This window comes from Corynebacterium frankenforstense (assembly GCF_030211955.1).
Classification (GTDB): domain Bacteria; phylum Actinomycetota; class Actinomycetes; order Mycobacteriales; family Mycobacteriaceae; genus Corynebacterium; species Corynebacterium frankenforstense_A.
In genome coordinates, this window is record NZ_JASODI010000017.1 from 1 (window position 1) to 25,647 (window position 25,647).

Here is a 25,647-nt window from a genome sequence, read left to right on the forward strand (position 1 = left end):
GATCCGACGATGGGTCTTAATGCCTGGCTGACCGGTGTGCACGCGGATTGTTCGGGTCCGTCGTCGACGACGAAGACGCCTGCCACCCAGTTCGAGCACCGCATCCCCCATGGGCAGGGTGGGCCCACCGCGTTGGATAACGCCTCGAGGCTCTCCCAGTACTGGCACAACCTGAAGACCGACGGGCAGGTGAAATACCTCCATGACCCGGTGTCGGGCATGACGATCTGGTTGCTGCCGAACAACATCTTCCAGGTAAGCGTCCCGGACGGTCCTCTGACTCCGGGTGGTGCGCGTCTTGCGATGACGGTCGCGGAGCATCGCCGGGAGGCCGAGGAGCGGGCGAGGGTGCGTGGTGAGGCGAATCGGGCGGCCTATAACGAGGAGATCGGTTACGACCCGGAAGCACCTGTGCCGTTCTGAGCCGATCCCGTTCCAATGGCCCCTGCCCGGCGACGTCTGCGGCCGGCTGAGGGGAAGCACCGCGCAACCGTGGGGTCGGTCGCCGACGGCGACCGACGGGACGTCGGAAATTGAAGGAGAGGAGGGGAGCGGTCAGTGACCCGGACGATGAGGAGTCGCCTTGGGGCGGCCGGCGATCTCGAGCACGTCGTCGACGTGGACGAGGGCGCTGCGGCGGTGCGCGACGACGATAACGGTGACGTTCTTCAGGCGCGCGAGCATATCCGTCAGCTCCTTCTGGCCGAGCGCGTCCTGGTGGCTCGTGGCCTCGTCGAGGATCAGGATCCGCGGCGAACGCGCGAGCACCCGGGCGAGGCCGACGCGCTGCTGCTGGCCGCCGGAGAGTTCCTCGGCCTGGGCGTCGAGGGCGATCTCGCGGGCGTGCGCGGCGACGAGGGCACGGCGGGCGTCCTCCTCGCCAAGGTCGGGCTGACCCATGCGCAGGTTCTCGAGCACGCTGCCGCGCAGGATCGCCGGCGACTGCTCGACGAGCCCGACCGCGGAACGCAGCTGGCGGGTGGCGACCTGCCGGACGTCGACCTCGCCGTCGGCGCCCGTGAGCACCACGCGGCCAGCCTGCGGGTCCAGCTGACGCACGAGGGCCGAGACCAGTGTAGACTTGCCGCCGCCCGAGGGGCCGACGACGCCGAGGCTGCCGCCGGCGGGCACCTCCAACGAGAGATCCGCGACGATCGGGCCGTGTCCATAGCCCAGCGAGACCGACTCGAGGCGCAGGCCGAGGGGTCCGGCGGGAAGCGGGCGGGGATCCTCGGGCTCGGGGATCTCGACGGGTCGGTCGAGCTCGTCAAAGTAACGGCGCGCGGAGCCGAGGGTGATCGGCAGGATGCGCGCGAAGCCCTCGACACCGTCGAAGACGGGACCGAGCGCGAGCACGACGGCGGCCGCGGTCAGGCTGCCGGTCGCCCACCACATCAGCCCGGCGCCGAGCCAGGGCCAGATGGTCGCCAGACCACGGCGCAGGCCGTTGACCACGCCCGTCGCGGTGACGTCGCGGGACAGCCGGTCCTCGACCTCGGCGAGGCCGCGCAGGCGGGCCGGCCCGGCGCCCAGCGAGGCGATCTCCTCGCGGCCGCGGGCGTCCTCGCTCATGCGCTGGGCGATCTCACCGCGCAGCGCGGACTCCGCGCCGCGGCGGCGGATGAACGGCAACGCCCAACCGAGCGCGAGGCAGGCGACGAGCACCACGACGGCACCCGCACCCGCCGCCGGGTCGACGACGGCCCAGATGAGCGCGGCGACGGTGGCGATGGCCGCACAGATGGTCGGCGAGATCGTGTGGGCGAAGAAGACCTCGATGACGCCGATGTCGCGGGTGGCGACCGCCATCACCCGCCCGCCGGCGGCCCCGCCGGGCGCGGCACCGCGGGCGACCAGCGCGTCGTAGAGGCCGACGCGCATGTCCGCGAGCAGGCGGAACGCCGCCGAGTGGCCGCAGACCTGCTCGGCCCAGCGGCAGCCGGCGCCCACCAGGGCGAAGAAGACCATGCCGAGGATGAAGCCGCCGAGGCCGAAGTCCGGGCGCGTCGAGTAAACCCACGCCGGGAAGATGATCAGCCCCGCGGTGCCGGACTGGGAGAGGACACGGAAGACGGAGCAGGCGGACAGCCGCCCGCCGGCGCGGGTGGCCAGACGGAGAAGTCGGGCGATCATCAGTGGGCCTCCTCGCTGGAACGGGCCGCGTCCAGGAACGCGGCGGGGTCGGTCAGCTCGCCGTCGACGACGGCGACCACGGCGTCGGCGTCCGCGGTCTCGCTGACCCGGTGGGTGACCTCGATGATCGTGGCCCCCGTCGACTTCGCCGTCGCGCGCACCGCGGCGGCGGTGTCCCAGTCGAGGTTCGCGGTCGGCTCATCGAGGAGCAGCACGCCGGCGCCCTGCAGCAGGCCGCGGGCGATGGCCACTCGGACGGTCTCGCCGCCCGAGAGTGCGCGGCGCTCGGAGATCGGCTGGTCGAGGTCGAAGTCGAGCCCGACGGCCTCGGCGACCTCGCGAAGACGGGCCGGAGGGTACCCGTGACCTGAAAGATCGAGGTTCTCCGCGAGCGTCCCGGTGAAGAGCACCGGCCGCTGCGGGACGTAGCAGCACACGGCGGCGAGCTCCTCGCGGGAGACCGCCCGGCCGCCGACGAGGACCTCGCCCTCGACGGACAGCAGGCCCCCGAGAGCGAGCAGCAGAGTCGACTTGCCCGACCCGCTCGGCCCCACCACGGCGAGGTGCGAACCGGCGGGAACGTGCAGGTCAGAGACCCCGAGCACGGTCCGGTCGCCGCGGACGACGCACAGGTCACCCACGGTGACGGAGGGCGCGGCGGCGAGCTGCGGGACGTCGACAATCTCGGGCTGCGGAGCGCTGCCGAGCAGCGCGCGGATCTTGCGCAGCGAGGCCTTGCCGGACGCACCCGTGTAGAACGTGCGGCCCATGTCGTTGACCGGCACGATGACCAGGCGCGCGAGCAGAACGCAGGCCAGCGCCTGGGCGGGGGAGAAGGCCCCCGAGCGCAGGAGGAAGAGCCCCGAGGCGGCGGCGACGGTCATCGTGGCCAGGCCGAACGCGCCGTCGGTGACCAGGATCATGACCTGGTTGCGGTAGAGCAGCCCCATGACCTTGCTGCGCATGTGCTCGGCGAGCCCGGCGATCTGGGCGCGGCGCTGCGCGGTCGCATTCAGGATCAGCGCGCTGCGCAGGCTGCGCACGCCCGCGAGGAACGCCCCGGCCAGCATGCCCGAGGACCGCCCGTAGGCGGCGCCGGCGCCCTTGAGACCGCGCACGGCCCAGGCGACCAGGAGCGGCACCATCAATGTAGTGAGGAGCAACAAATCGGCCACGGGCCACGAGAGTCCCAGCCCGATCAGGAGGAGGACGCACAGCGGGGCGACGGCGGCGGCGACGAGGGGCCCGAGGAAGGTGACCGTGTAGACGGAGGACTTCTCGGCGGCCTCGGTCGCGGCCTGGATGAGATCGGCGTCGTCGTCGCGGTCCAGCTCGAGGTTCGCGGCGGCGAGCTCGGTGCGCCAGCGTCGTTCCTGGGCGGCGCGCAGGCGGTCCGGCAGGACCTGTTCGAGCGCGGCCATCACCACGCCAAGCGCCAGGACGAAGACCGCGACGGCCACGCGGGTCGGGTCGGCACCGTGGTCGATTATCGACGCGCCGGTGAGGATGACGCCGCCGAGCGCGGTGATGCGCGCAGTGATGACTCCGGCGAGGAGCCATCCGAAAGTAGGAATGTCGTGCACGGAAATCAGTGTAACCTTAGTTCCGCCAAGCTCCGTAACGGCACTCCGGCGCGGTGGCGTTCGGCGGCGTCCGTGTCCGGAGATTTTGTTCATTATTGTCACAGTGACGTATTATGGTTGAGTTCCCGGTCATGGGAAAGTGGGGCGTAAGGGGCGGTTTTCGGGGCATCCGGGAGATTGACGACGTCTCGGTGGCCGGCGCGGGCGGTCCCGTGTCGGGTCGGCGGGCTCGAGGGATTGCGGTGAGGTCTCGGGGCGGATGGGATGGAGCGAGGCGCGACTGAGGCGGGCGGGAGCGCGTTGAGTGCCGGCGTTCAGTGCCCGGAATGCCGGCAGGCGCCAATCACCGCACGTAGAAGACCCACTCTCCATAATGGTCCGATAATGTACATTATGTCATTTCGGCTTGGTGGCCGCTCTCCGCCCAGCACCATGACCGTCACCACGATCTGCGGGATGACGGTGACGGCCAGATACGCCGGGACCGTCGCAAGGCCCAGCATCCGCACCAGAGCCGAGAACGCGGCCCCGCCGGCCATCTGGATGAAGAAGAACAGTCCCGCGGCCACGCCCGGGTAGTCGAGCTCGAGGCCCAACAGGCCCGCCTGGGTGAACGGGATCGTCGCCCCGACGCCGATGAAGGTGACCGCCATCGCCACGACGACGGGCACGGGGCGCTGCGTGACACCGAGCGCCGCGAGCACGAGCGCGCCGGCGACGCCCACCGCGCCGGGGCCCAGCCCGCGGACGACCGCCCGGGAGGCGTCGGAGGAACGCTTAACCAGCATGCTGCCCGAGAGATACCCGAGCGCCGGCACGGCCATCAGCGCCCCGTAGGCCACCGGCGACTGCCCCATCAGGTCCTGCAGGATCGTCGTCGAGGAGCTGACGAACCCGAAGTAGGTCATCCACACCAGCGATGTCGCGCCCGCGTACCAGCGGAAACTCCCGTTCGTGAGCGCCTGGCCGATGGCCGCGGAGAACTGACGCGGCGAGGGCAGGCGCGGGTTGTCCGCCCCTGCCCCGCCGAGCATGAGCATCAGCGGGGACGAGAGCCACGGCGAAGACGGCCAGCACCAGGAAGAGCGCCCGCCAGTCGAGCACCTGGGCCGCCAGTCCCCCGACCAGCGGCGACAGCGACGGCGTGAGCGAGATGACCATGGACATCGAGGTCAGCAGGCTGATCCGGCGGTTGGCCGGGTAGCGGCGCTGCACGATGATCCGGCACAGCACCGTCGTCGACGTCCCGCCCAGGGCCTGCAGGAAGCGGCTGAAACCGAGGAATGCGACCGTCGGCGCGAGTGCGGCGAGCACGAAGCCGGCGGCGAAGAGCCCGAGGCCGACGGCCTGCAGGCGGGTCGCGTCGAAGCGGTCCGCGAGCGTGCCCGAGACGAACATGCTCACCGCGTAACCGACCATGTAGACGGTCAGCGTGGCCTCGACGGCGGCGACCGAGGTGCCCAACTCCCCCGCGATCGCCGTGTTCGACGGGTTGGCCAGCGTCAGCCCGAGCTGCGGGACCATGACGACCAGGAGCAGGATCCAGGCCGCCTGAGGCGGTGTGCGGTTCGGGGCCACGCTGCGACCCTCCCTTTGCCGGGAATATGGGACGGGCGTCACACTAGCACCGCGGCGCCGGCGCGAGACCCGCGACCCGCGGGAGGACCCGGGCGCCTCTCCCTGACCTCTCCCCTGACTCTCCCCCGGTGTCCGCCGAGCCGAGCGGTCACATTCCGGTGCCGACCGCTAAACTGACTGCATGGCTGAAGAGCGCGAGAATCTGACCTACGAACGATTCGGGACCGCGGTGCGCGAACTCGCCCGCCAGGTGCTCGAGGAGTACCAACCCGACGTCATCCTCTCCATCGCCCGCGGTGGCCTGCTCATCGGCGGCGCCCTCGGCTACGCGATGGACATCAAGAACGTCTCGGTGATCAACGTCGAGTTCTACACCGGCGTCAACGAGCGCCTCGAGCAGCCCGTGATGCTCCCCCCGACCCCGAAGGCCGTCGACCTGACCGGTATGAAGGTCCTCATCGCCGACGACGTCGCCGACACCGGCGAGACGCTGCGCCTGGTCCAGGACTTCTGCGCGGCCACCGTCGCCGAGTCGCGCACCGCGGTCATCTACAAGAAGCCCCACTCGGTCATCGAGCCGGACTTCGTGTGGAAGGAGACCGACCAGTGGATCAACTTCCCCTGGTCGGTCCTGCCCCCGGTCACCTCGGACGTCGAGAAGCCGTAGCGCCTCAAGCGCCCGGCGTGATCCGGTCCTCGAGGTCCGCCGGGCCGATCTTGCCGGCCTGCGAGTCGGCGATGGTCTCGAGCGCCATGCCCACGGAGTCCCAGGTGTTCCAGTTGAGCACGCCGCGCACCTCGTGGCCGTCGAGGTAGTAGACCACGGCGGCGGTGTGGGCGTCGTTCCAGAACTCCCGGGTCTGAAGCTGCGTGTCCAGCAGGCCGACGGCCTCGTAGCCGTCGTCGAAGAGGTCCGAGAAGAACATTGGGGTGTCCGTGTACTCGGTGTGCGTTCCGGCCATGTTCGCCCCGGCCGTCTTGCCGGTGCCGCCGGCGCCCACCACGTGCTCCACGCGGCGGCGCCCGAAGAGCCCGTCCGGGAAGGCGGCGATGTCGCCGGCCGCCCAGACGTCGACGGCGCTGGTCGCCATGGTCGCGTCCACGCGCACCCCGCCCGCGGCGGTCTCCAGGCCCGCGTCGGCCGCCAGCTCGACGGCGGGTTCCGCGCCCAGGGCGAGCACCACGACGTCGGCAATCACCGTGCGTCCGTCCTCGGCGAGGACGGTCGGGCGCTCGGGGTCGGCGACGTCAATCTTCTCCGCGCGGAAGCCGGACTCGAGGGTGATCCCCTTGCCGCCGTAGACCTCGGAGACGTGCGTGGCGATCGAGTCGGGCAGCATGTGGGCGAGCAGCTTATCGTCCGGGAAGCAGAGCGTGACCTCGGCGCCGACGGCGCACAGCCCCGCCGCGAGCTCGGAGCCGATGTAGCCGCCGCCGACGACGGCGACCTCGGTGCCCTCGCTGACCAGCGAGCGCAGGGCGACAAAGTCCTCGGTCTCGCGCAGCGTGAGCACGCGCGGGCTCTCCGGCTGTCCCGGCAGGCGCCGCGCCCGGGAGCCGGTGGCCAGCAGGAGCCGGCCGTAGGAGATCTCGCGCCCCTCGACGGTGACGGTGTGGCGCTGCGGGTCCAGCGCGGTTGCGCGCGCGTCATTGACGACGGTCGCGCCCGTGCGCTCGGTGCCCAGGTAGACGTCGGCGAGTTCCTTGTCGGGGTTCATCCAGAGCGTCTTCGAGAGCGCCGGGCGGCCCACCGGCGGGTGCTGCGAGCCGTTGACGACGAGCACCTCGGTTTCGGGGGCGGCGTCGAGGATGGCGCGGACGGCGGCGTCGGCTGCCTCGCCCCCGCCGACGATGACGTGCGGGTAGGAGTCCTTCAGCTGTGAGACATCGGTCATGGGACCGAGTGTAGGCGCACCTCAGCGCCGGCCGCGGCGGTGGCGGTGCACGGCGGTCAGCTGCACCAGGTCGAGCATGCCGAGGTCGACGAGCGCGCGGCGCAGCGCGAACTGGTAGCGCCACAGACGCCGGAAGACGGCGTCGAAGCCCTCGGCGGCGGCCTCGCGGTGGTGCGCGGCGAAGGTCTCCTCCTGCAGGCGCAGGGTCTCGCCGAGGTGCGAACCGAGGTGACGCTCGGCGAGGACGCGCAGCGCCGAGCCGCGATCGAAGCGTCGGTAGAGGTCGGTCAGCAGCGGGTAATCGAGCGCGGGCCACAGGTAGGCGCGCAGCGGGTCGAGCGCGCGGCGGGCCGTCGCCGTGGTCTTGTCGGTGGCCACCACGGTCTGCATGGCCAGGCGCCCGCCGGGGGCGAGCAGGTGGTCGACGGCGGTGAGGAAGGGCGGGCGGTCCCTGGCGGAGAGCTGCTCGTAGCGCTCGACGGAGACGACGGCGTCGTAGCGGCCGCGCCAGCCGACGGGCACGGCGGAGTCGATGAGCTCGGTGGCCACGGAGTCACGCACGCCGGCCAGGGTGAGCTGCTCGACGGTGGCCTCGAGGTGGGCGCGGTCGGCGGTGAGCGTGTCGACGGTCGCGCGGCGCTCGGCGGCGGCGACGGCGAGCGTCGAGCCGGTGCCCGGGTACTCCAGCAGATGGGTGCCGGGGTGGCAGTCCACGGCGTCGAGCAGGAGCTCGAGCGCGCCGCGCTGGGCGGGGCCGAGGTCCGGGCGGGCGACGTCGACGGGCGCGGAGTGCTCGGTGACGTCGACGAAGTGGCGGGCGGGCTCGTCGCCGTGCCCGGCGCCGCGCACGAAGGACTCCACGGCGGTGCGCACGGTCGTCGGCACCCCGGAGCTGAAGGCGCCCGCGGCGAAGGTGACCTGGTCGCCGGAGCTGAACTTGACCAGCTCGGCAGGCAGCTCGGCGCCCTGGTAGTCGCCGGGCTCGACGCGGGGGCGCGCGCCAACGGCCGGGCGGTAGCCGGCCGAGACCAGGGCGCGCAGGACGGACGAGAGGTCGTCGGCGCGCCACTCCCCCGCCATAAAGGACTCGGCCAGCCCCAGCCAGCCGGAGGCGCCCAGGCGGGCGAAGAGCTCCTCGTGCTCGACGACGAGGTCCGGGGAGCCGGCGGGGTCGAGGGAGAGGCCGGCCTTCGCGCAGGCGTCGGCGAAGCGCGCCTCCGCGCGGCGGGCCCGGATGCGGGCGGCGGTGCCGAGGGGGACGCGGGCGACCCCGGGCCAGCGGCCGGGGTCGATGCTCTCGAAATGCTCGCTCGTCATGACGTGTCAGAGGTTACCCGGCGAGAGGCCCGCCACGCGTCCGGCGCGCGCGTGTGACCCCACCGGGGTGTCGCGGGAGTGAGGTGGGTCTATCATTACGCCGTGCATGAAAGCTGAACCAGAGGAGCATTGCCGCATGACTGAACAGCCGTACCGCCCGGCCGGCGGCCGCCACCACGTCGTCATCATCGGATCGGGCTTCGGCGGCCTGTTCGCCACCCGCGAGCTCGATGGGGCGAACGTGGACGTGACCTTGATCGACCGGAACAACCACCACCTGTTCCAGCCGCTGCTCTACCAGGTGGCCACGGGCATCCTGGCCTCCGGCGAGATCGCGCCGCAGACCCGCCAGATCCTGGCGAAGCAGGACAACGCCTCGGTGGTCGAGGGCGAGGTCGTCGACATCGACACCGAGAAGCAGACCGTGACCACCGTGCTCGGCGACTACCGCCGCACCTACGAGTACGACTCCCTGATCGTCGCCGCCGGCGCCGGTCAGTCCTACTTCGGCAACGACCACTTCGCCGAGTTCGCCCCGGGTATGAAGACCATCGACGACGCCCTCGAGATCCGCGCCCGCGTGGCCGGTGCCTTCGAGCGCGCCGAGCAGACCGACGACCCGGCCGAGCGCGAACGCCTGCTGACCTTCGTCGTCGTCGGCGCGGGCCCGACCGGCGTGGAGCTGGCCGGCCAGCTCGCCGAGATGGCCCACCGCACCCTGGCGGGCGCCTACCGCAACTTCTCGCCGAACTCCGCGAAGATCGTGCTGCTCGACGGCGCGCCCCAGGTGCTGCCGCCCTTCGGCAAGCGCCTCGGCCGCAAGGCCCAGCGCCAGCTCGAGCGCCTCGGCGTCGAGGTCAAGCTCAACGCCATGGTCAACAACGTCGACGAGAACTCGGTGACCTACCACTCCGGCGACGCCGACCACACCATCGAGACCTACACCAAGATCTGGTCCGCCGGCGTGGCCGCCTCCCCGCTGGGCAAGCTCATCGCGGACCAGGCGGGCGCCGACGTCGACCGCGACGGTCGCGTGCAGGTCAACGACGACCTGACTGTGGGCGACCTGGACAACGTCTTCGTCGTCGGCGACATGATGGGCAAGGACCGCCTGCCGGGCGTGGCCCAGGTGGCCATGCAGGGCGGCGAGTACGCCGCCGAGCAGATCGCCGCCGAGGCCGCGGGCCGCGACAAGTCCGCCCGCGAGCCCTTCGAGTACTTCGACAAGGGCTCGATGGCCACCGTCTCCCGCTTCTCCGCCGTGGTGAAGATGGGCAACGTCGAGGTCGCCGGCTTCATCGGCTGGGTCCTGTGGCTGGCGGTGCACGTGATGTACCTCGTCGGCTTCCGCAACCGCTTCGTCGCGGCCTTCTCCTGGGGCCTCAACGCGATCTCGCGGCACCGCTGGAACCTGGCGACCACCTCGCAGCAGATGCACGGGCGCACCGCCCTGCGAAAGCTGACCGAGCTGTTCGACCCGAAGGACGCGGACAGCCCCATCGAGGTGCGCGACTCCGCGCAGTACCCGAACCTCTGACCCGGAGGGACGTTGTGCGCTGCTAGGGTGGCGTCCAAGACAACGGGGTGCCCCGCCAGGGGCTGAGAACACACCCGTGGAACCTGCTCTAGCTCGCACTAGCGGAGGGATTGTCTCCTCGACGCGCGCGGGCCGGGGCCTTCGATACGGAAGGACACCGCCCATGGCCAGCACACAGATCCCCACCGTCCTCGCGATCGCGGGGACGGACCCCACCGGGGGCGCGGGACTCCAGGCCGACATCAAGGCGATCAGCGAGACCGGGGGTTTCCCGCTGAGCGTGGTGACCTCGCTGGTCGCCCAGAACACCTGCGGCGTGCGCGAGGTGCACACCCCGCCGGTCGAGTTTCTCCTCGCCCAGCTCGACGCCGTCTTCGACGACGTGCGCGTCGACGCCGTCAAGATCGGCATGCTCGGCACCGCCGAGGTCACCGAGGCCGTGACGGAGTACCTGGACGCCCACCCGGTCAAGACGCTGGTGCTCGACCCCGTCATGGTGGCCACCAGCGGCGACCGCCTGCTCGACTCCGCGGCCGAGGCCGCACTGCGCGAGCTGTGCCGCCGCGCCACCGTGATCACCCCCAACCTGCCCGAGCTGGCCGTCCTGGCCGGGGAGCCCGAGGCGCAGGACCTCGACGCCGCCGCCGCGCAGGGGGCGAGGTTGGCCGCCGAGCTGGGCTGCGCGGTCGTCGTCAAGGGCGGGCACCTCAGTGAGGAGCGCGCCGACAACGTCTGGGTCTCCCCCGACGGCGCCACCCACCCCGCGCCCACGGCGCGGGTGGCCACGCGCAACACGCACGGCACCGGCTGCTCGCTGTCCTCCGCGCTGGCCGGGCGCCTGGCCGCCGGCGACGAGCCCGCGGCCGCCCTGGCCTGGGCGACCGGCTGGCTGGCCGAGGCCATCGGCTACGCCGACGCACTCGGCATCGGCACCGGCAACGGGCCCGTCGACCACACGCACCGCTCGCGGCGCCTGGCCGCCGCGGCGTCGACCACGCCGTGGCCGGAGCCAGCCGCCGTCCCGGAGGTGCTCGAGACCCCGGAGGACCTCGACGCGCTGGCCGCAGAGGGACTCGAGGCGCGCATCGCCGCCGTCGGTCCCTGGACCGCCGCGCTGTGGCGGGCCGCCGCCGGGGTGGCCGAGGCCGCGACCACCGGCGAGTTCGTGCGCCGGCTCACGGGCGGCTCGCTGGCCGAGGCCCAATTCGACTTCTACCTGCACCAGGACAAGCTCTACCTGGACGACTACTCCGAGGCGCTGGCCGAGGTGGGCACGCGCACCCCCACGGGCGAGGACCGGCTGGCCTGGTTCCACGACGCCGCGGAGACCATCGAGACCGAGGCCGCGCTGCACCGCGCCTGGTTCCCCGAGGGCGGCGCCGACGCCGAGGACCCCTCCCCCGTCACGCTCGGCTACACCAGCTTCCTGCGCGCCACCGTGCGCTCCGAGGAGCCGTGCGTCGGCGCCGCCGCCGTGCTGCCCTGCTACTGGCTCTACTCGGAGATCGGGCTGCGCATGGCCGACCACATCCGCGCCGACCACCCCTACCGCGCCTGGCTGGAGACCTACTCCGACGAGGGCTTCATCACGCAGACGAAGGCCGCCATGGCCCGCGTCGAACGCGCCCTAGCCGCGGGCTCCCCGCGCGGGCGCGCGCGGGCCGTGCGCGCCTTCCTGAACTCCTGCCACTGGGAGCGGGAGTTCTTCGACCAGGCGTCCCGAGCCTGACCTGCGGCGACGCACGGCGGTGTGAGGTGGGAAAGTCACCGCAGACAAAATGACGCGTCGCGCCTTAAGGTCCGACCATTGCGGTGTACACTGAGCTGTGGTAATCACCCGCACCGCCAGTGCGGCCGTGAGCCCGCGGGTCAGAGTCCCGCGGAAGAGACTGCATAGGCAATCTGATTGACACGCGCGGGAGCGTGAACACCCCGTCTGGCCACCGTCACACCCGGCCCACGCCCTCGCCCGGAAGGATGTGTGCCCACGTGACCACCACGACCGCCCCGGACGAGACGTCCTCCGCCTGGGCCGGCTTCACCGCCGGCGACTGGCAGGACGAGATCGACGTCCGGGACTTCATCCAGCGCAACTACACCCCCTACGACGGTGACGCCGGTTTCCTGGCCGGGCCCACCGACAAGACCCGCAGGGTGTGGGACCACCTCGAGGAGAAGTACCTCTCCGTCGAGCGTGAGCGCCGCGTCTACGACGTCGACACGAAGACCCCGGCGGACATCGACGCCTTCCCCGCCGGCTACATCTCCGAGGACGACGACGTGGTCGTCGGCCTGCAGACCGACGTCCCGCTCAAGCGCGCCATGATGCCCTTCGGCGGCTGGCGCATGGTGCAGACGGCGATCAAGGAGGCCGGCAAGGAGGTCGACCCGGACGTCCGGGAGATCTTCACCCGCTACCGCAAGACCCACAACGACGCGGTCTTCGACATCTACACCCCGCGCATCCGCGCCGCGCGCTCCTCACACATCGTCACCGGCCTGCCGGACGCCTACGGCCGCGGCCGCATCATCGGCGACTACCGCCGCGTCGCGCTCTACGGCGTGGACCGGCTCATCGAGGAGAAGCAGCGCGACAAGGACTCCGTGGCCGACAAGCCCTTCTCCGAGCACTGGGCGCGCTACCGCGAGGAGCACGCGGAGCAGATCAAGGCGCTCAAGAAGCTCAAGCACATGGCGGAGCTCTACGGCTTCGACATCTCCGGGCCGGCGACCACCGCCCAGGAGGCCGTGCAGTGGACCTACTTCGCCTACCTCGGCGCCGTGAAGTCCCAGGACGGCGCCGCCATGTCGATCGGCCGCCTGTCCGCCTTCTTCGACATCTACTTCGAGCGTGACCTGACCGCCGGCCGGATCACCGAGGAGGACGCCCAGGAGATCATCGACGCGCTGGTGATCAAGCTGCGCATCGTGCGCTTCCTGCGCACCGAGGACTACGACCAGATCTTCTCCGGCGACCCGTACTGGGCCACCTGGTCCGACGCCGGCTTCACCGAGGACGGCCGCAACCAGGTCACCAAGACCTCCTTCCGCCTGCTGCAGACCCTGCGCAACCTGGGCCCCGCCCCGGAGCCGAACATCACCGTCTTCTGGGACCCGGAGCTGCCGGAGGGCTACAAGGAGTTCTGCGCGGCGATCTCCATCGAGACCTCCGCGATCCAGTACGAGTCCGACAGGCAGATCCGCAAGCAGTGGGGCGACGACGCCGCCATCGCCTGCTGCGTCTCGCCTATGCGGGTGGGCAAGCAGATGCAGTTCTTCGGCGCCCGCGTCAACGCCGCCAAGGCGCTGCTCTACGCGATGAACGGCGGCCGCGACGAGGTCACCGGCAAGCAGGTCACCGAGGAGGGCCTCTTCTCCCCCATCACCACCGAGGGCCCGCTCGACTTCGACGAGGTCTGGCAGAAGTACGAGGAGATGCTCGACTGGGTGGTGGGCACCTACGTCGAGGCGCTCAACATCATCCACTACTGCCACGACCGCTACGCCTACGAGGCCGTCGAGATGGCGCTGCACGACTCCGACATCGTGCGCACGATGGGCTGCGGCATCGCGGGCCTGTCGATCGTCGCCGACTCGCTGTCCGCCATCAGGTACGCGAAGGTCACCCCGGTGCGTGACGAGACCGGCCTGATCGTCGACTACGTCACCGAGGGCGACTTCCCCGTCTACGGCAACGACGACGACCGCGCCGACGACATCGCCGCGACCGTGGTCTACACCGTCATGGAGAAGATCCGCCAGATCCCGCTCTACCGCGACGCGATCCCGACCCAGTCGGTGCTGACGATCACCTCGAACGTCGTCTACGGCAAGGCCACCGGCGCCTTCCCGTCCGGCCACGAGGCCGGCGCCCCGTTCGCGCCGGGCGCGAACCCGGAGAACGGCGCCGACAACCACGGCATGGTCGCCTCGATGCTGTCGGTGGGCAAGCTCAACTACGAGGACGCCCTCGACGGCATCTCGCTGACCAACACCATCACCCCCGCCGGCCTCGGCCGCAACCGCGAGGAGCAGGTCAACAACCTGGTCGGCGTGCTCGACGCGGGCTTCGTGATGAACCCCGAGCAGTGCGCGAACTGACTTCCCCGTCCCCCGATCCCCTCAACCACCCCGCATCCCTGAAGGAGCCAACCATGACCACCCTCACCTTCGACGAGCGCCAGGCCGCGATGAAGGCCGCCCGCACCGAGGCCAACCAGGGCGCCGGCCTCTACCACGCCAACATCAACGTCCTCGACGAGTCGACCCTGACCGACGCGATGGAGCACCCGGAGAACTACCCGAACCTGACGGTGCGTGTCTCCGGCTACGCCGTCAACTTCGTCAAGCTCACCGAGGAACAGCAGCGCGACGTCATCTCGCGCACCTTCCACCACTCCAGCTAGACAGCACCGCTGGCAGCAGCCCAGCTAGAAAGGCCTTCCCGTGGCCAACGACGGCATCTCCGGAGTCGTCTCCCTCGAACCCGAGGCGGGCGAGCGGGTCCGCGGCGCGGCCGCCGGGCTCGGCGTGGGCCTCGAACTGCCCGAGAGCGAGATGGACCGCGCCCAGCTCCTGGAGGCCCGGCGCACCGGCGAGGTCGCGCTGGTCCACTCCTGGGAGCTGGTCACGGCCGTCGATGGGCCGGGCACCCGCCTGACCGTCTTCCTCTCCGGCTGCCCGCTGCGCTGCCTGTACTGCCACAACCCGGACACGATGCAGATGCGCACGGGCACCCTGGAGTCGATCGACGACATGGTGCGCAAGGTGCTGCGTTACAAGGCGGTCTTCCGCGCCTCCGGCGGCGGGCTGACGATCTCGGGCGGCGAGCCGCTCTTCCAGATCGCCTTCACCCGCCGGCTGCTCGCCGAGGTGCACGCCGCCGGGGTGCACACCTGCGTGGACACCTCCGGTTTCCTCGGCGCGCGCCTGCGCGACGAGGACCTCGCCAACGTCGACCACGTGCTGCTCGACGTGAAGTCCGGCGACCCGGAGACCTACCGCAAGGTCACCGGCCGCGACCTGGCCCCCACCATCGCCTTCGGCGACCGGCTGGCGCGGCTGGGCACGACGGTCTGGGTGCGCTTCGTGCTCGTGCCGGGGCTGACCGACGACCCCGACAACGTCGCCGAGGCGGCCGACATCGTCGCCCGCTGGGACAACGTCGAGCGCGTCGAGGTCCTGCCCTTCCACAACATGGGCGCGGACAAGTGGCACGAGCTCGACCTGCACTACACCCTCGACGGCGTCAGCCCGCCGAGCGAGGAGTCGCTGGCGGCGACCCGGGAGATCTTCCGCTCCCGGGGCCTGACGGTCTTCTAGCGGCGCGCGAGTATCGCGACCAGGAACCCCGACATCGGGGTGTACGGGTCGAGCTGCCAGGACTCGTAGGCGTTCTGCAGCTCGAAGCCCGCGCGCGCGGCGGTGTCCAGGAAGTCCGGCGCCGCCCAGCCGCGGTTGAGCCCGAAGCCGACGAGGAAGCGCCCGCCGGGGCGCAGGGAACGGGCGATGTTGGCCAGCGCCGGCTCGCGGCCCTCCTCGGAGAGGAAGCCCATCACGTTGCCGGCGGAGACCGCCACGTCGAAGTTCCCCTCGGGGATCTCGTCGGTCTCGAGGTCGCCGACCTCGAAGCGCACGTCCGGGAAGTCCTTGCGCGCGTAGCCGATGAGCACCGGGTCGACGTCCGTGCCCACCACGTGGTGGCCCCGGGCGGCCAGGTAGCCGGCCACGCGCCCCGTGCCGCAGCCGGCGTCGAGGATGCGCGCGCCGCGGTCGGCCACGGCGTCGACCAGTCGCGCCTCCCCGTCGATGTCCCGGCCCTCGGCGACGAAGTTGCGCCAGCGGGCCGCGTAGTTCTCCGAGTGCATCGGGTTGGCCTCGGTGATCTGCTTCCAGGTAGCCATGGGCGCTAAGTTTAGTGCTGTCCTGTCCGCCCCGCCCAGGAGGTGCCCGTGCCGAACGACCGCCGCCCCGCCCGCCTGCCCCGGTTCACCACCCGGAGCCCCCGGCCGGCCGGCCCTCCGGTGCCCGCCCAACGCGCCGTGTCCCACTGCCGCGTCTTCCGCGACGGAAAGCGGGTGGCCGGCGAGTTCACCCCGGCCCGGGCGCGTGCGGAGGTCGCCGCGCACGGCGGCTTCGTCTGGCTGGCCCTCCAGGAGCCGGACGAGACGCAGATGCAGCAGGTCGCCTCCGAGTTCGGCATCGACGAGCTGATCGTCGAGGACGCCGTGGCCGCCCACCAGCGGCCGAAGGCGGAGCGCTACGACGACCAGCTCTTCCTGGTCGTGCGGCCGGTGGTCTACGCCCGCGCCGAGGACGTCTCCGACTCCCGCGACATAATCTCCACCGCCGAGATCCAGACGGTCATCGGCCGCGACTTCGTGCTCACCGTCCACCACGGCCCCGAGGTGCCGGGCCTGTCGCGCCGCCTCGACGGGGACCTCGAGCTCAACGACCCCTCGCCGCTGTCGCTGGTGTGGGCGCTGACCGACCACGTCGTCGAGCTCGACCGGCAGATCATGGGCCGCCTCGAGGACGCCGTCGACCGCCTCGAGGAGGAGGTCTTCGCCCCGGTGCGCAGCACCACGATCGAGCCGGTCTACCAGTTCAAACGAGAGGTCCTCGAGGCCCGCCACGCGGTCACCCCCTTCACCTCGGCACTCAAACTGCTCATCCAGAACAACCGTGACCTGATGGACAAGCAGCAGCGCTCCTACTTCCGCGACGTGCTCGACAACACGCAGATCGCCGCCGATTCCACGATGGCGCTCGACGAGCGCCTCTCCGCGCTCATCGACGCGGGCACGGCGAAGGTGAGCATGCAGCAGAACCAGGACATGCGCCGGCTCTCCGCGCTGGTCGGCATGGTCACGGTGCCGACCCTGATCGCGGGCATCTACGGCATGAACTTCGACGACATGCCGGAGCTGCACTGGACCTTCGGCTACCCGCTGGCCCTGGGCCTGATGGCGTTGTCGGTCGCCGTCATCTACTGGTACTGCAAGCGCTCCGGCTGGCTCTGAGAACTACCCGGCGACGTGCAGGCGCACGCCCGCGCCCTCGCACCAGGAGACTAGCTCGGGGTCGGCGGCCTCGGTGACGATGTCGTCGACCACGCCGAGCGGGACCAGGAACGAGAAGTCCACCTGGCCGACCTTGCTCGAGTCGCAGGCGACGACGACGCGCCGCGCCGAGCCGATGACCTGCTTCTTCAGCTCACCCTCGTTGACGTCGCTGACGGTGATGCCCTCGGCGGTGATCCCGGAGATCCCGACGAAGGCGACGTCCACGGTGAAACGCTCGAGGTTCTCCAGCGCGATCGGCCCGACCACGGACTCGCCGACGCTGTGGTAGCGCCCGCCGAGCAGCGTGTGCCGGATCTGGCCGCGCGGGCCGAGGATCTGGGCGACGGGCACGGAGTTGGTCACCACGTTGAGGTAGGTGTCCGGCAGCTCCTCGGCGACCATCGTCGTGGTGGTGCCGGCGTCGACGTAGACGGACTGGCCCTCGCCCACCAGCGTCGCGCAGGCCTTCGCGATGGCGTGCTTGGCCTCGACGTTGACGGTCTCGCGGTGGCCCGGGGCGCGGTCGGGGCGCGGCTCGACGGCGATGGCGCCGCCGTGGGTGCGCTTGAGCACCTTGCGCTCCTCGAGGTAGCTGAGGTCCTTGCGCAGCGTCGGCTCCGAGACCCCCATGGGCTCGACGAGGTCGACGATGCGCACGCTGCCGCGGCGGCGCACGAGCTCGGCGATGCGGCTGCGGCGTTCTTCGGCGAATTCGGGGCGGTTCTCGGTCACGGACACCGATACTACTCGATCACATTCGGAAGCCAGCGGCGCACGGTGTCGGCGGCCACGCCCGTGCCCTCGACGCGTGCGGGCACCCGTGCGGCGGCGCACAGCCGCTTGCCGACGTCGCGCCCCGTCAGGCGGCGGACGACGTCACCGTCGGCGGTGTCCAGCGCCTCCGTCGGCGCCCGGCCGGCGCGCACGGCCGCCCAGAGGGCGGCGAGCGCCCGGCGCGGGTCTCCTACCGGCGAGGTCCAGGGTCCCTCGGGCGCGGGCAGGCGGACGGTGAGCACGCGGACGCGCTCGGGCACCATCCCGGCCAGGCGCAGGGCCTCGCGGTCCCCGACCACGTCGACGCGCACGGCGGGCAGCACGCCGAAGGCGACCAGCTCGTCGCGCACCTCGAGCGCAGCCTCGGCGCGGGCCCCGGGCTCGAGGATGACGCTGCGGCGCCCGGGCGGGCCGGCGGCTCCGTCGAGGACGAGGGCGGGCTCGCCGGTGCCCTCGATCCGGTAGTCGGCCAGGGCCGTGATCCTCTTCGTCGCCTGCATCGCGCTCCTCCGCATGCTTCCGTTTGTCGGTTTCACTTGGTTCCGATTCCGAGCGTAACCTTTCGGAAAAGCACCCGCAACAGAACGCGCGCATCCGAAAGTCCCGCGCGCCGGGCGCCGGGCCGATAGGGTGCGGGCATGAGCGACGTGACCGTCTACGGCGCCACCGGCTTCGTCGGCCGGCTGGTCGCCGCGTACCTGACCGAGAACCACCCCGACGTCTCCCTGACGCTGGCCGGCCGCGACCGGGCCCGCCTCGAGGCCGTCGCCGCCGAGCTGGGCGTCGAGGCGGAGATCGCCGTGGCCGACGCCTTCGACCGCGCCGCGCTCGACCGCATGGTTGCCGGAACCGGCGTGGTCATCAGCACGGTCGGGCCCTACCTGCGCTTCGGCGCCGACCTGGTGGCCGCCTGCGCGGCCGCCGGCCGCGACTATGTGGACCTGTGCGGCGAGTCCCCCTTCGTGCGCCGGATGATCGACGCCCACCACGTCGGGGCCGCCGCGAGCGGGGCGCGCGTCGTGCACTCCTGCGGCTTCGACTCGGTGCCCAGCGACCTGGGCATGCTCGCGAACCACCACGCGGCGGACGGCCCCTTCGAGGAGGCCGTCATGGTCGTCCACGACCTGCGCGGCGGGCTGTCGGGAGGCACCCTGGCCTCCATGCGCGGCGTCGTCAATGCCGCCCGCGACGACGCGCGGGTCGCACGCGTCGTCGGCGACGCCCACGGGCTGTGCCCGGACCCTGAGGCGGAGGCCGAGGTGCCGGGGCTTGACGACGACTCCCGCGTGGCCGACCTGGGTGCGAAGGGCGTGCCCGGGCTGGCGCGGGCGTGGGCGGGGCCGTTCTTCATGGCCTCCTACAACACCCGGGTGGTGCACCGCTCGAACGCGCTGCTGGGCCACGCCTACGGCGCCGCACTCGACTACCACGAGTACATCCTGACCGGGCGCGGGCGGCGCGGCCGCGTGCTCGCCGAGGCGCTGCGCGCGGTGACCGGGGCGGCCTTCGCGCTGGCGGCCAGCGAGAGCGCCGCTCCCCTGCTCGACCGGGTGCTGCCCGGCCCGGGCGAGGGCCCGGACGCCGGGGAGCGGGTGGCCGGCGGCTTCGCCGTGGTGCACTCGGGGCGCACGGCCTCGGGGGCGGTCTACCAGACCACGGTGGCCGCCGAGGGCGACCCGGGCTACGAGGTGACCGTCACGATGCTCGCCGAGGCGGCGCTGCACCTGCGGGAGAACCCCGGCGAGGGCGGTGTGCTCACCCCGGCGACGGGACTGGGGCTGGGCTACCTGGAGCGCCTGCGCGGGCGCGGCCTGCGCGCCTACACGCGGCGCTGCTGAGCGCGGCTGAGGTGGGCCCCGGGGGAGACTAGTGCTGCACCATCGTGCGCAGCGTGCCGCGGGCGACGAGCCGGTCGCCCTCGGTGCAGGCGACGTCCCACAGCTGGGTGCGGGAGCCCTGCTGGACCGGGGTGACCTCGGCGCGGATCACGCCGTTCTTCACCGTGCTGATGAAATCGGTCGAGTTGTGCACGCCGACGACGAGCTTCCCGGTGAAGACGAAGGCCGCCGTGGAGCCGGCGGACTCGACGAGGCTGGCGTAGACGCCGCCGTGGACCAGGCCCACCGGCTGGCGGTGGGCGTCGGTGACCTCGAGGGCGGCGACCACGCGGTCCGGGCCGATGGCCTCGTAGCGGATGCCCAGGGTCCGCTCGAGACCGTGGAGGTAGTCGTTGACCTCGCCGATCTCGGACTCGGTGAGCGCCGTGTCGTGCGCCTTCTGGAAGAGCTCGATGATTCTCATGGGAAACCACTCAACCACACCCGCCGCGGAAAGGCGCGCACCACACCCCGCAACTCCTGGCAACCGCGCGACCGCCACGCAGGCGCGCCGGTATTGTCGGGGCCATGACCAACGCAGAAGAGACCTTCCCGCAGGCCGCCGAGGGCACGGCCCAAATCGGTGTCGTCGGCCTGGCAGTCATGGGCTCCAACCTCGCCCGCAACTTCGCCTACCACGGGCACACCGTCGCCGTGTTCAACCGCACCACGGCCAAGACCGAGAAGTTCATCGCCGAGCACGGTGACGAGGGCGAGTTCGTGCCGTCCGAGACGATCGAGAAGTTCGTCGCCTCGCTGGAGAAGCCGCGCCGCGCGATCATCATGGTCCAGGCAGGCAAGGCCACCGACGCGGTCATCGGCCAGCTGGCCGACGCCATGGAGGACGGCGACGTCATCATCGACGGCGGCAACGCCCTGTTCACCGACACCATCCGCCGCGAGCGCGAGATGGCCGCCCGCAACCGCCACTTCGTCGGCGCCGGCATCTCCGGCGGCGAGGAGGGCGCGCTCAACGGCCCGTCGATCATGCCGGGTGGGCCCAGGGAGTCCTGGGAGTCCCTCGGGCCGCTGCTCGAGTCCATCGCCGCGCGCGCCGAGGACGGCACCCCGTGCGTGACCCACGTCGGTCCCGACGGCGCCGGGCACTTCGTCAAGATGGTCCACAACGGCATCGAGTACGCCGACATGCAGGTCATCGGCGAGGCCTACCAGCTGCTGCGCTTCGGCGCGGGCCTGGAGCCGGCCGAGATCGCCGACATCTTCACCGAGTGGAACTCCGGCAAGCTCGGCTCCTACCTCATCGAGATCACCGCCGAGGTGCTCCGCCAGGTCGACGCCGAGACCGGCAAGCCGCTCGTCGACGTCATCCTCGACGCCGCCGGCCAGAAGGGCACCGGCCGCTGGACCGTCAAGGAGGCCCTGGACCTGGGCATCCCGACCACCGGCATCGGCGAGGCCGTCTTCGCCCGCGCCCTGTCCTCCTCGCTGGACCAGCGCGCCGCCGCCCAGGGCAACCTGCCCGCCGGCACCCTGAAGACCTTCGAGGACCTGGGCGTCGACCGCGACGAGTTCGTCGAGAAGGTCCGCAAGGCCCTCTACGCCTCCAAGCTGGTCGCCTACGCGCAGGGCTTCGACGAGATCAAGGCCGGCTCCGCCGAGTACGGCTGGGGCGTCAACCCCGGCGACATGGCCATGATCTGGCGCGCCGGCTGCATCATCCGCGCGGTCTTCCTCGAGCGCATCAAGGAGGCCTACGACAACAACCCGGAGCTGACCAGCCTGCTGCTCGACCCGTACTTCAACAGCGAGCTGACCGACCTGGTCGACGCCTGGCGCGACGTCGTCGTCTACGCCACCCGCCTGGGCCTGCCCGCCCCGGTGTTCACCTCCTCGCTGTCCTACTACGACTCGCTGCGCGCCGAGCGGCTGCCCGCGGCCGTCATCCAGGGCCAGCGCGACTTCTTCGGCGCCCACACCTACAAGCGCGTCGACAAGGAGGGCACCTTCCACACGCTGTGGTCCGGCGACCGCAGCGAGGTCGAGGCCTGAGCCGGCCTGAACCTGTGAGCCCGAGGGACCGCCCTCGGGCCGCACCGCGGGGAGCGCTAGACTCTCCGCGGTGACCTCATTCTCCGATCTCGGCCTGCCCGCACCCGTGGTGCGGGAACTGGGCCGACAGGGCATCACCGAGCCCTTCCCCATCCAGGCCGCCGCGATCCCCGACGCACTCGCCGGGCGCGACGTGCTCGGCCGCGGCCCCACGGGCTCCGGCAAGACCTTCACCTTCGGTCTGCCGATGCTCGCCCGTCTCGAGGGCGCGCCCTCACGCCCCGGCTACCCCCGCGGCCTCATCCTCGCGCCGACGCGCGAGCTGGCCGCCCAGACCCACGAGCGCCTCACCGGCCCCGCCGCCGCGCTGGGCCTGCGCGTCCTCGAGGTCGTCGGCGGCGTGCCCGTCAAGCGACACATCACCGCGCTGGCCGCCCCCGTCGACCTGCTGGTGGCCACCCCGGGGCGCGCCCAGGACCTCATCGACCAGGGCGTGCTGCACCTCGACCACGTCGAGGTCACCGCCGTCGACGAGGCCGACCAGATGTCCGACATGGGCTTTCTACCCCAGGTCCGCCGCCTGCTCGACCGCACGCCGTCCGACGGGCAGCGCCTGCTCTTCTCGGCCACCCTCGACGGGCAGGTCGACTCGCTGGTGCGCGGCTACCTGACCGACCCGGTCACCCACTCCACCGCCCCGGCCGAGGCCGCCGTGGACACCATGGTCCACTACCGCCTGCTCGTCGAGGGCCCCCAGGAGCGCAACGCCGTGGCCGTGCGCATCGCCGCGCGCGCGGGCCGGACCATCATGTTCGCCCGTACCCGCCGCGGGGTGGACCGCCACGTCAAGCGTCTGCGCAAGGCCGGCGTCAACGCCGCCGGGCTGCACGGCGACAAGGCGCAGTCCACCCGCACCCGCGCGCTGGCCGGCTTCGCCGACGGCTCGGTGCCCGTCCTCGTGGCCACCGACATCGCCGCCCGCGGCATCGACGTCAAGGACGTCTCCCTGGTCGTCCACGTCGACCCGCCGGCCGAGCACAAGGCCTACCTGCACCGCGCCGGGCGCACCGCGCGCGCCGGCACCGGCGGCACGGTGGTCACCCTGGTCACCCCCGACCAGCGCGACGAGGTCGCCGGTCTGCTGCGCAAGGCCGGGGTGGCGGCCAGCGACGTGGCGGTCACCCCCGACTCCCCCGAGCTGGTTAGAATCACGGGTGCACGTCAACCGTCCGGCCCGGCCCTGCCCCCGTTCGGGCAGCAGCCGCCGGCCCGCGACACGCACGCCCGGGGCGCCCACGGCGCCCACGGCGGCGGCAAGGGGGGCGCCCGCCGCAACCACCGCGGGCGTCGAAACCCGCGCAACCAGCACGGCGGGCGCGGTCGGCGGGACGTCGGAAATCGAAGGAAGAGACAAGGTGGTTCCTAGGCCCTGACGGCCGCGCACCATGGACATACTGATCAGCATCCTCGCCCTGCTGGGCTTCGTCGCCCTGACCGCGAGCACCGGCCTGTTCGTCGCGATCGAGTTCGCGCTGACCGGGCTGGAGCGCTCGACGGTGGACAACCACGTCCGGCACACCGGTGACACGTCGGCCAAGGCCGTCAAACGGGACTTCGAGAACCTCTCGTTCGTCCTCTCCGGCGCCCAGCTCGGCATCACCGTGACCACCCTGGCCACGGGCTTCCTCGCGGAGCCGATCCTGGCGAAGTTCTTCACCCCGCTGCTCGAGCTGGTGGGGCTCTCGGAGAGCTCCTCGTCGGTCGTGGCGTTGATCCTCGCGCTGGTCGTCGCGACCGTGCTGTCCATGGTCTTCGGCGAGCTGGTGCCCAAGAACTGGGCGATCACCTCGCCGCTGCCGGTCGCCCGCTTCGTGGTGCACCCGGTCAACGCGTTCAACGTCGTGTTCAAGTGGTTCATCAACTGGCTCAACGTCTCGGCCAACTGGGTGGTCCGCCGCCTGGGCATCGAGCCGGCCGACGAGCTGGCCAGCGCCCGCTCCCCCGAGGAGCTCTCCGCCCTGGTGCGCCACTCCGTCGGCGAGGAGGGCCTCGACGAGACGATGGCGGAGGTGCTCGAGAACTCGCTGGAGTTCGGCGAGACCGCCGCCGACGAGCTGATGACCCCGCGCTCGACCGTCGACCTGCTGCGCGACGACGACACGGTGGCCGACCTGGTGGAGCTGGCCCGGACCTCCGGGCACTCGCGCTTCCCCGTCGTCGTCGGCGACCTGGACGAGACGATCGGCGTGGTGCACGTCAAGGACGCCTTCGACGTCCCGCGCGACAAGCGCGCGTCCACGCCCGTGGGCCCGCTCGCACGCAAGATCCCCACGGTGCCCGAGTCGCTCGACGGCGACGCGGTGCTCAAGGCCGTGCGCTCGGCGGGCTCGCAGATGGTGCTCGTCGCCGACGAGTACGGCGGCACCTCCGGCATCATCACCATCGAGGACGTCGTCGAGGAGATCCTCGGCGAGGTCTACGACGAGCACGACGACGCCGCCGCCGAGCGCGAGATCCAGCAGTTCGGCACCAGCTGGGAGGTCTCCGGGCTGGTACGCGCCGAGGACCTCGAGGAGGAGGTCGGCTACCCCGCCCCCGAGGACGGCCCCTACGAGACCCTCGGCGGGCTGATCATGGCCGCCATGGGCCGCATCCCCGCCGTCGGCGACGTGGTGGTGCTGCCCCAGGGCCCGCGCCACCTGCTCGACGAGATGCACCCGGACGCCGGCGGGCGCTGGCTCGCGCGCGTCTCCGCGATGGACGCCCGCCGCATCGACCGCGCCGTGCTCACGCCGGTCTCCGACGAGGAAGCGGAGGAGTACCTGTGAACATCGTCACCACCGTCGCCATGATCGCGGGCCTGCTTTTGGCCAACGCGTTCTTCGTCGCCAGCGAGTTCTGCCTGATCTCCTCGCGCCGCGACCGCATCGAGTCCCTGATCGCCCAGGGCAAGCCCGCGGCCAAGAAGGTCCTGCACGCCACCGAGCACCTCTCCATCATGCTGGCCGGCTCCCAGTTCGGCATCACGATCTGCTCGCTGGTGCTCGGCAAGGTCGCCGAGCCCGCCGTCGCCCACTTCATCGAAGAACCCTTTTTGGCGCTGGGCCTTCCCGAGGGCCTGCTGCACCCGATCTCCTTCGCCGTCGCCCTGGCCGTGATCACCTTCCTGCACATCCTCTTCGGCGAGATGGTGCCCAAGAACATCGCCATCGCCGGCCCGGAGCGCCTGGCCATATGGCTGGCCCCGGCGATCATCGGCTGGGTCAAGATCACCCGCCCGTTCATCGAGTTCCTCAACTGGCTGGCCCGCGTCACCCTGCACGCGGTGGGCATCGAGCAGAAGGACGAGCTCAACTCGACCGTCGACCAGGAGCAGCTGGCCACGATGCTCGCGGAGTCGCGCGCCGAGGGCTACCTCGACGCCGAGGAGCACGCGCGCCTGAACAAGGCGCTGCGCACGGAGAACCGCAGCCTCGGCGAGGTCGTCATCCCGCTGGAGAAGGTGCGCACCCTCGACTTCGGCGCCGACGGTCCCACCTTGGGCGAGCTCGAGGACCTGCTGGTCGAGACCGGCTTCTCCCGCTTCCCGGTCACCGGCCGCGACGGCTCCTTCCTCGGCTACGTCCACGTCAAGGACGTCCTGGACCGACTGACCGACGGCGACCCCTCCGAGACCATCCCGCACGACCGCCTGCGCACCCTGATCACAGTCGACGCCGACCAGCCGCTCGACGAGGCGCTGCACACCCTGCACGTGCGCAACGCCCACATGGCCCAGGTGCGCAAGCTGGGGCGGCTGACCGGCGTGGTCACCCTCGAGGACCTCATCGAGGAGTACGTCGGCACCGTCTCCGACTGGACCCACGAGGAGGCCTGAGC

The 25,647-nt window shown here is 71.5% G+C and carries 22 protein-coding genes, 1 pseudogene and 1 riboswitch; of the genes and pseudogenes, 13 read left to right on the forward strand and 10 right to left on the reverse strand.

The features are described from left to right. A pseudogene (locus tag QP119_RS08910) lies at positions 1-423 on the forward strand (hypothetical protein); the annotation flags it as partial. Between the two features lie 132 nt (positions 424-555). Here QP119_RS08910 and QP119_RS08915 read toward each other — a convergent pair. The 4 genes from QP119_RS08915 to QP119_RS08930 form a co-directional block, all read right to left on the reverse strand. Next, the gene (locus QP119_RS08915; protein ID WP_284775435.1) at positions 556-2,133 is read right to left on the reverse strand and encodes an ABC transporter ATP-binding protein; all 1,578 of its coding nucleotides are present in this window, start codon (positions 2,131-2,133) and stop codon (positions 556-558) included. Beyond that, positions 2,133-3,716 carry an ATP-binding cassette domain-containing protein gene (locus QP119_RS08920; protein ID WP_284775436.1) on the reverse strand — a complete coding sequence of 528 codons (1,584 nt, stop codon included), beginning with the start codon at positions 3,714-3,716 and terminating at the stop codon, positions 2,133-2,135. Before QP119_RS08920 ends, QP119_RS08915 begins: the two co-directional genes overlap by 1 nt. Positions 3,717-4,030: 314 nt before the next feature. Next, positions 4,031-4,504 (reverse strand): hypothetical protein, encoded by a 474-nt coding sequence (locus QP119_RS08925; RefSeq protein WP_284775438.1) that lies wholly within the window; start codon positions 4,502-4,504, stop codon positions 4,031-4,033. Beyond that, positions 4,494-5,294: an MFS transporter gene (locus QP119_RS08930; RefSeq protein ID WP_284775440.1), complete on the reverse strand. Its 801-nt coding sequence runs from the start codon at positions 5,292-5,294 to the stop codon at positions 4,494-4,496. Before QP119_RS08930 ends, QP119_RS08925 begins: the two co-directional genes overlap by 11 nt. A gap of 181 nt (positions 5,295-5,475) precedes the next feature. Between QP119_RS08930 and QP119_RS08935 the strand changes: the two genes are divergently transcribed. Next, a complete protein-coding gene (locus QP119_RS08935) occupies positions 5,476-5,961 on the forward strand; it encodes a phosphoribosyltransferase (protein ID WP_284775441.1) in 486 nt (161 codons plus the stop codon). 4 nt (positions 5,962-5,965) lie between these two features. On the opposite strand, the gene QP119_RS08940 is transcribed toward QP119_RS08935, so the two are convergent. Both QP119_RS08940 and QP119_RS08945 read right to left on the reverse strand, forming a co-directional pair. Next, on the reverse strand, positions 5,966-7,189 hold the full coding sequence (locus QP119_RS08940; protein WP_284775443.1) for an NAD(P)/FAD-dependent oxidoreductase: 1,224 nt from the start codon (positions 7,187-7,189) through the stop codon (positions 5,966-5,968). Positions 7,190-7,210: 21 nt separating this feature from the next. Next, positions 7,211-8,506: an SAM-dependent methyltransferase gene (locus tag QP119_RS08945; protein WP_284775446.1), complete on the reverse strand. Its 1,296-nt coding sequence runs from the start codon at positions 8,504-8,506 to the stop codon at positions 7,211-7,213. Positions 8,507-8,642: 136 nt separating this feature from the next. Here QP119_RS08945 and QP119_RS08950 point away from each other — a divergent pair, with 136 nt between their 5' ends. From QP119_RS08950 to pflA, 5 genes are all read left to right on the forward strand, one after another. Beyond that, the gene (locus QP119_RS08950; RefSeq protein WP_284775447.1) at positions 8,643-10,043 is read left to right on the forward strand and encodes an NAD(P)/FAD-dependent oxidoreductase; all 1,401 of its coding nucleotides are present in this window, start codon (positions 8,643-8,645) and stop codon (positions 10,041-10,043) included. A 33-nt stretch (positions 10,044-10,076) separates the two neighbouring features. Further along, positions 10,077-10,170, forward strand: a riboswitch (TPP riboswitch). Between the two features lie 36 nt (positions 10,171-10,206). Next, complete coding sequence (locus tag QP119_RS08955) at positions 10,207-11,772, forward strand: bifunctional hydroxymethylpyrimidine kinase/phosphomethylpyrimidine kinase (RefSeq protein WP_284775448.1); 1,566 nt, start codon at positions 10,207-10,209, stop codon at positions 11,770-11,772. 260 nt (positions 11,773-12,032) lie between these two features. Next, positions 12,033-14,144 (forward strand): pyruvate formate lyase family protein, encoded by a 2,112-nt coding sequence (locus QP119_RS08960; protein ID WP_284775451.1) that lies wholly within the window; start codon positions 12,033-12,035, stop codon positions 14,142-14,144. A 53-nt stretch (positions 14,145-14,197) separates the two neighbouring features. Continuing rightward, complete coding sequence (gene grcA2 / locus QP119_RS08965; protein WP_284775453.1) at positions 14,198-14,449, forward strand: autonomous glycyl radical cofactor GrcA2; 252 nt, start codon at positions 14,198-14,200, stop codon at positions 14,447-14,449. 40 nt (positions 14,450-14,489) lie between these two features. Further along, positions 14,490-15,365, forward strand: coding sequence for a pyruvate formate-lyase-activating protein (gene pflA, locus QP119_RS08970; RefSeq protein WP_284775455.1), 876 nt, complete (start codon positions 14,490-14,492; stop codon positions 15,363-15,365). Here pflA and QP119_RS08975 read toward each other — a convergent pair. Continuing rightward, positions 15,362-15,946 carry a class I SAM-dependent methyltransferase gene (locus QP119_RS08975; protein WP_284775457.1) on the reverse strand — a complete coding sequence of 195 codons (585 nt, stop codon included), beginning with the start codon at positions 15,944-15,946 and terminating at the stop codon, positions 15,362-15,364. The two genes, pflA and QP119_RS08975, sit on opposite strands and share 4 nt — an antisense overlap. 48 nt (positions 15,947-15,994) lie before the next feature. Here QP119_RS08975 and QP119_RS08980 point away from each other — a divergent pair, with 48 nt between their 5' ends. Then, on the forward strand, positions 15,995-17,065 hold the full coding sequence (locus QP119_RS08980; RefSeq protein WP_284775459.1) for a magnesium and cobalt transport protein CorA: 1,071 nt from the start codon (positions 15,995-15,997) through the stop codon (positions 17,063-17,065). Positions 17,066-17,068: 3 nt separating this feature from the next. Here the strand turns inward: QP119_RS08980 and QP119_RS08985 are convergent, their stop codons facing one another. Continuing rightward, positions 17,069-17,839 carry a DeoR/GlpR family DNA-binding transcription regulator gene (locus tag QP119_RS08985; RefSeq protein WP_284775460.1) on the reverse strand — a complete coding sequence of 257 codons (771 nt, stop codon included), beginning with the start codon at positions 17,837-17,839 and terminating at the stop codon, positions 17,069-17,071. An 11-nt stretch (positions 17,840-17,850) separates the two neighbouring features. After that, the gene (locus QP119_RS08990) at positions 17,851-18,381 is read right to left on the reverse strand and encodes a hypothetical protein (protein ID WP_284775461.1); all 531 of its coding nucleotides are present in this window, start codon (positions 18,379-18,381) and stop codon (positions 17,851-17,853) included. Between the two features lie 138 nt (positions 18,382-18,519). On the opposite strand from QP119_RS08990, the gene QP119_RS08995 reads away from it, so the two are divergent. Continuing rightward, entirely contained in the window at positions 18,520-19,719 is a 1,200-nt protein-coding gene (locus tag QP119_RS08995; RefSeq protein WP_284775462.1) for a saccharopine dehydrogenase family protein, read from the forward strand. A 28-nt stretch (positions 19,720-19,747) separates the two neighbouring features. Here QP119_RS08995 and QP119_RS09000 read toward each other — a convergent pair whose 3' ends face one another. Further along, a complete protein-coding gene (locus QP119_RS09000) occupies positions 19,748-20,182 on the reverse strand; it encodes a PaaI family thioesterase (RefSeq protein WP_284775464.1) in 435 nt (144 codons plus the stop codon). Between the two features lie 104 nt (positions 20,183-20,286). Between QP119_RS09000 and gndA the strand changes: the two genes are divergently transcribed. From gndA to QP119_RS09020, 4 genes are all read left to right on the forward strand, one after another. After that, positions 20,287-21,768 carry an NADP-dependent phosphogluconate dehydrogenase gene (gene gndA, locus QP119_RS09005; RefSeq protein WP_284775466.1) on the forward strand — a complete coding sequence of 494 codons (1,482 nt, stop codon included), beginning with the start codon at positions 20,287-20,289 and terminating at the stop codon, positions 21,766-21,768. 70 nt (positions 21,769-21,838) lie between these two features. Continuing rightward, positions 21,839-23,194 (forward strand): DEAD/DEAH box helicase, encoded by a 1,356-nt coding sequence (locus QP119_RS09010; protein ID WP_284775468.1) that lies wholly within the window; start codon positions 21,839-21,841, stop codon positions 23,192-23,194. A gap of 19 nt (positions 23,195-23,213) precedes the next feature. Further along, positions 23,214-24,596, forward strand: a complete 1,383-nt coding sequence (locus QP119_RS09015) for a hemolysin family protein (RefSeq protein ID WP_284775470.1) — start codon at positions 23,214-23,216, stop codon at positions 24,594-24,596. 20 nt (positions 24,597-24,616) lie between these two features. Then, the gene (locus tag QP119_RS09020; protein ID WP_423777791.1) at positions 24,617-25,645 is read left to right on the forward strand and encodes a hemolysin family protein; all 1,029 of its coding nucleotides are present in this window, start codon (positions 24,617-24,619) and stop codon (positions 25,643-25,645) included. The last annotated feature ends 2 nt before the right edge of the window (positions 25,646-25,647 follow it).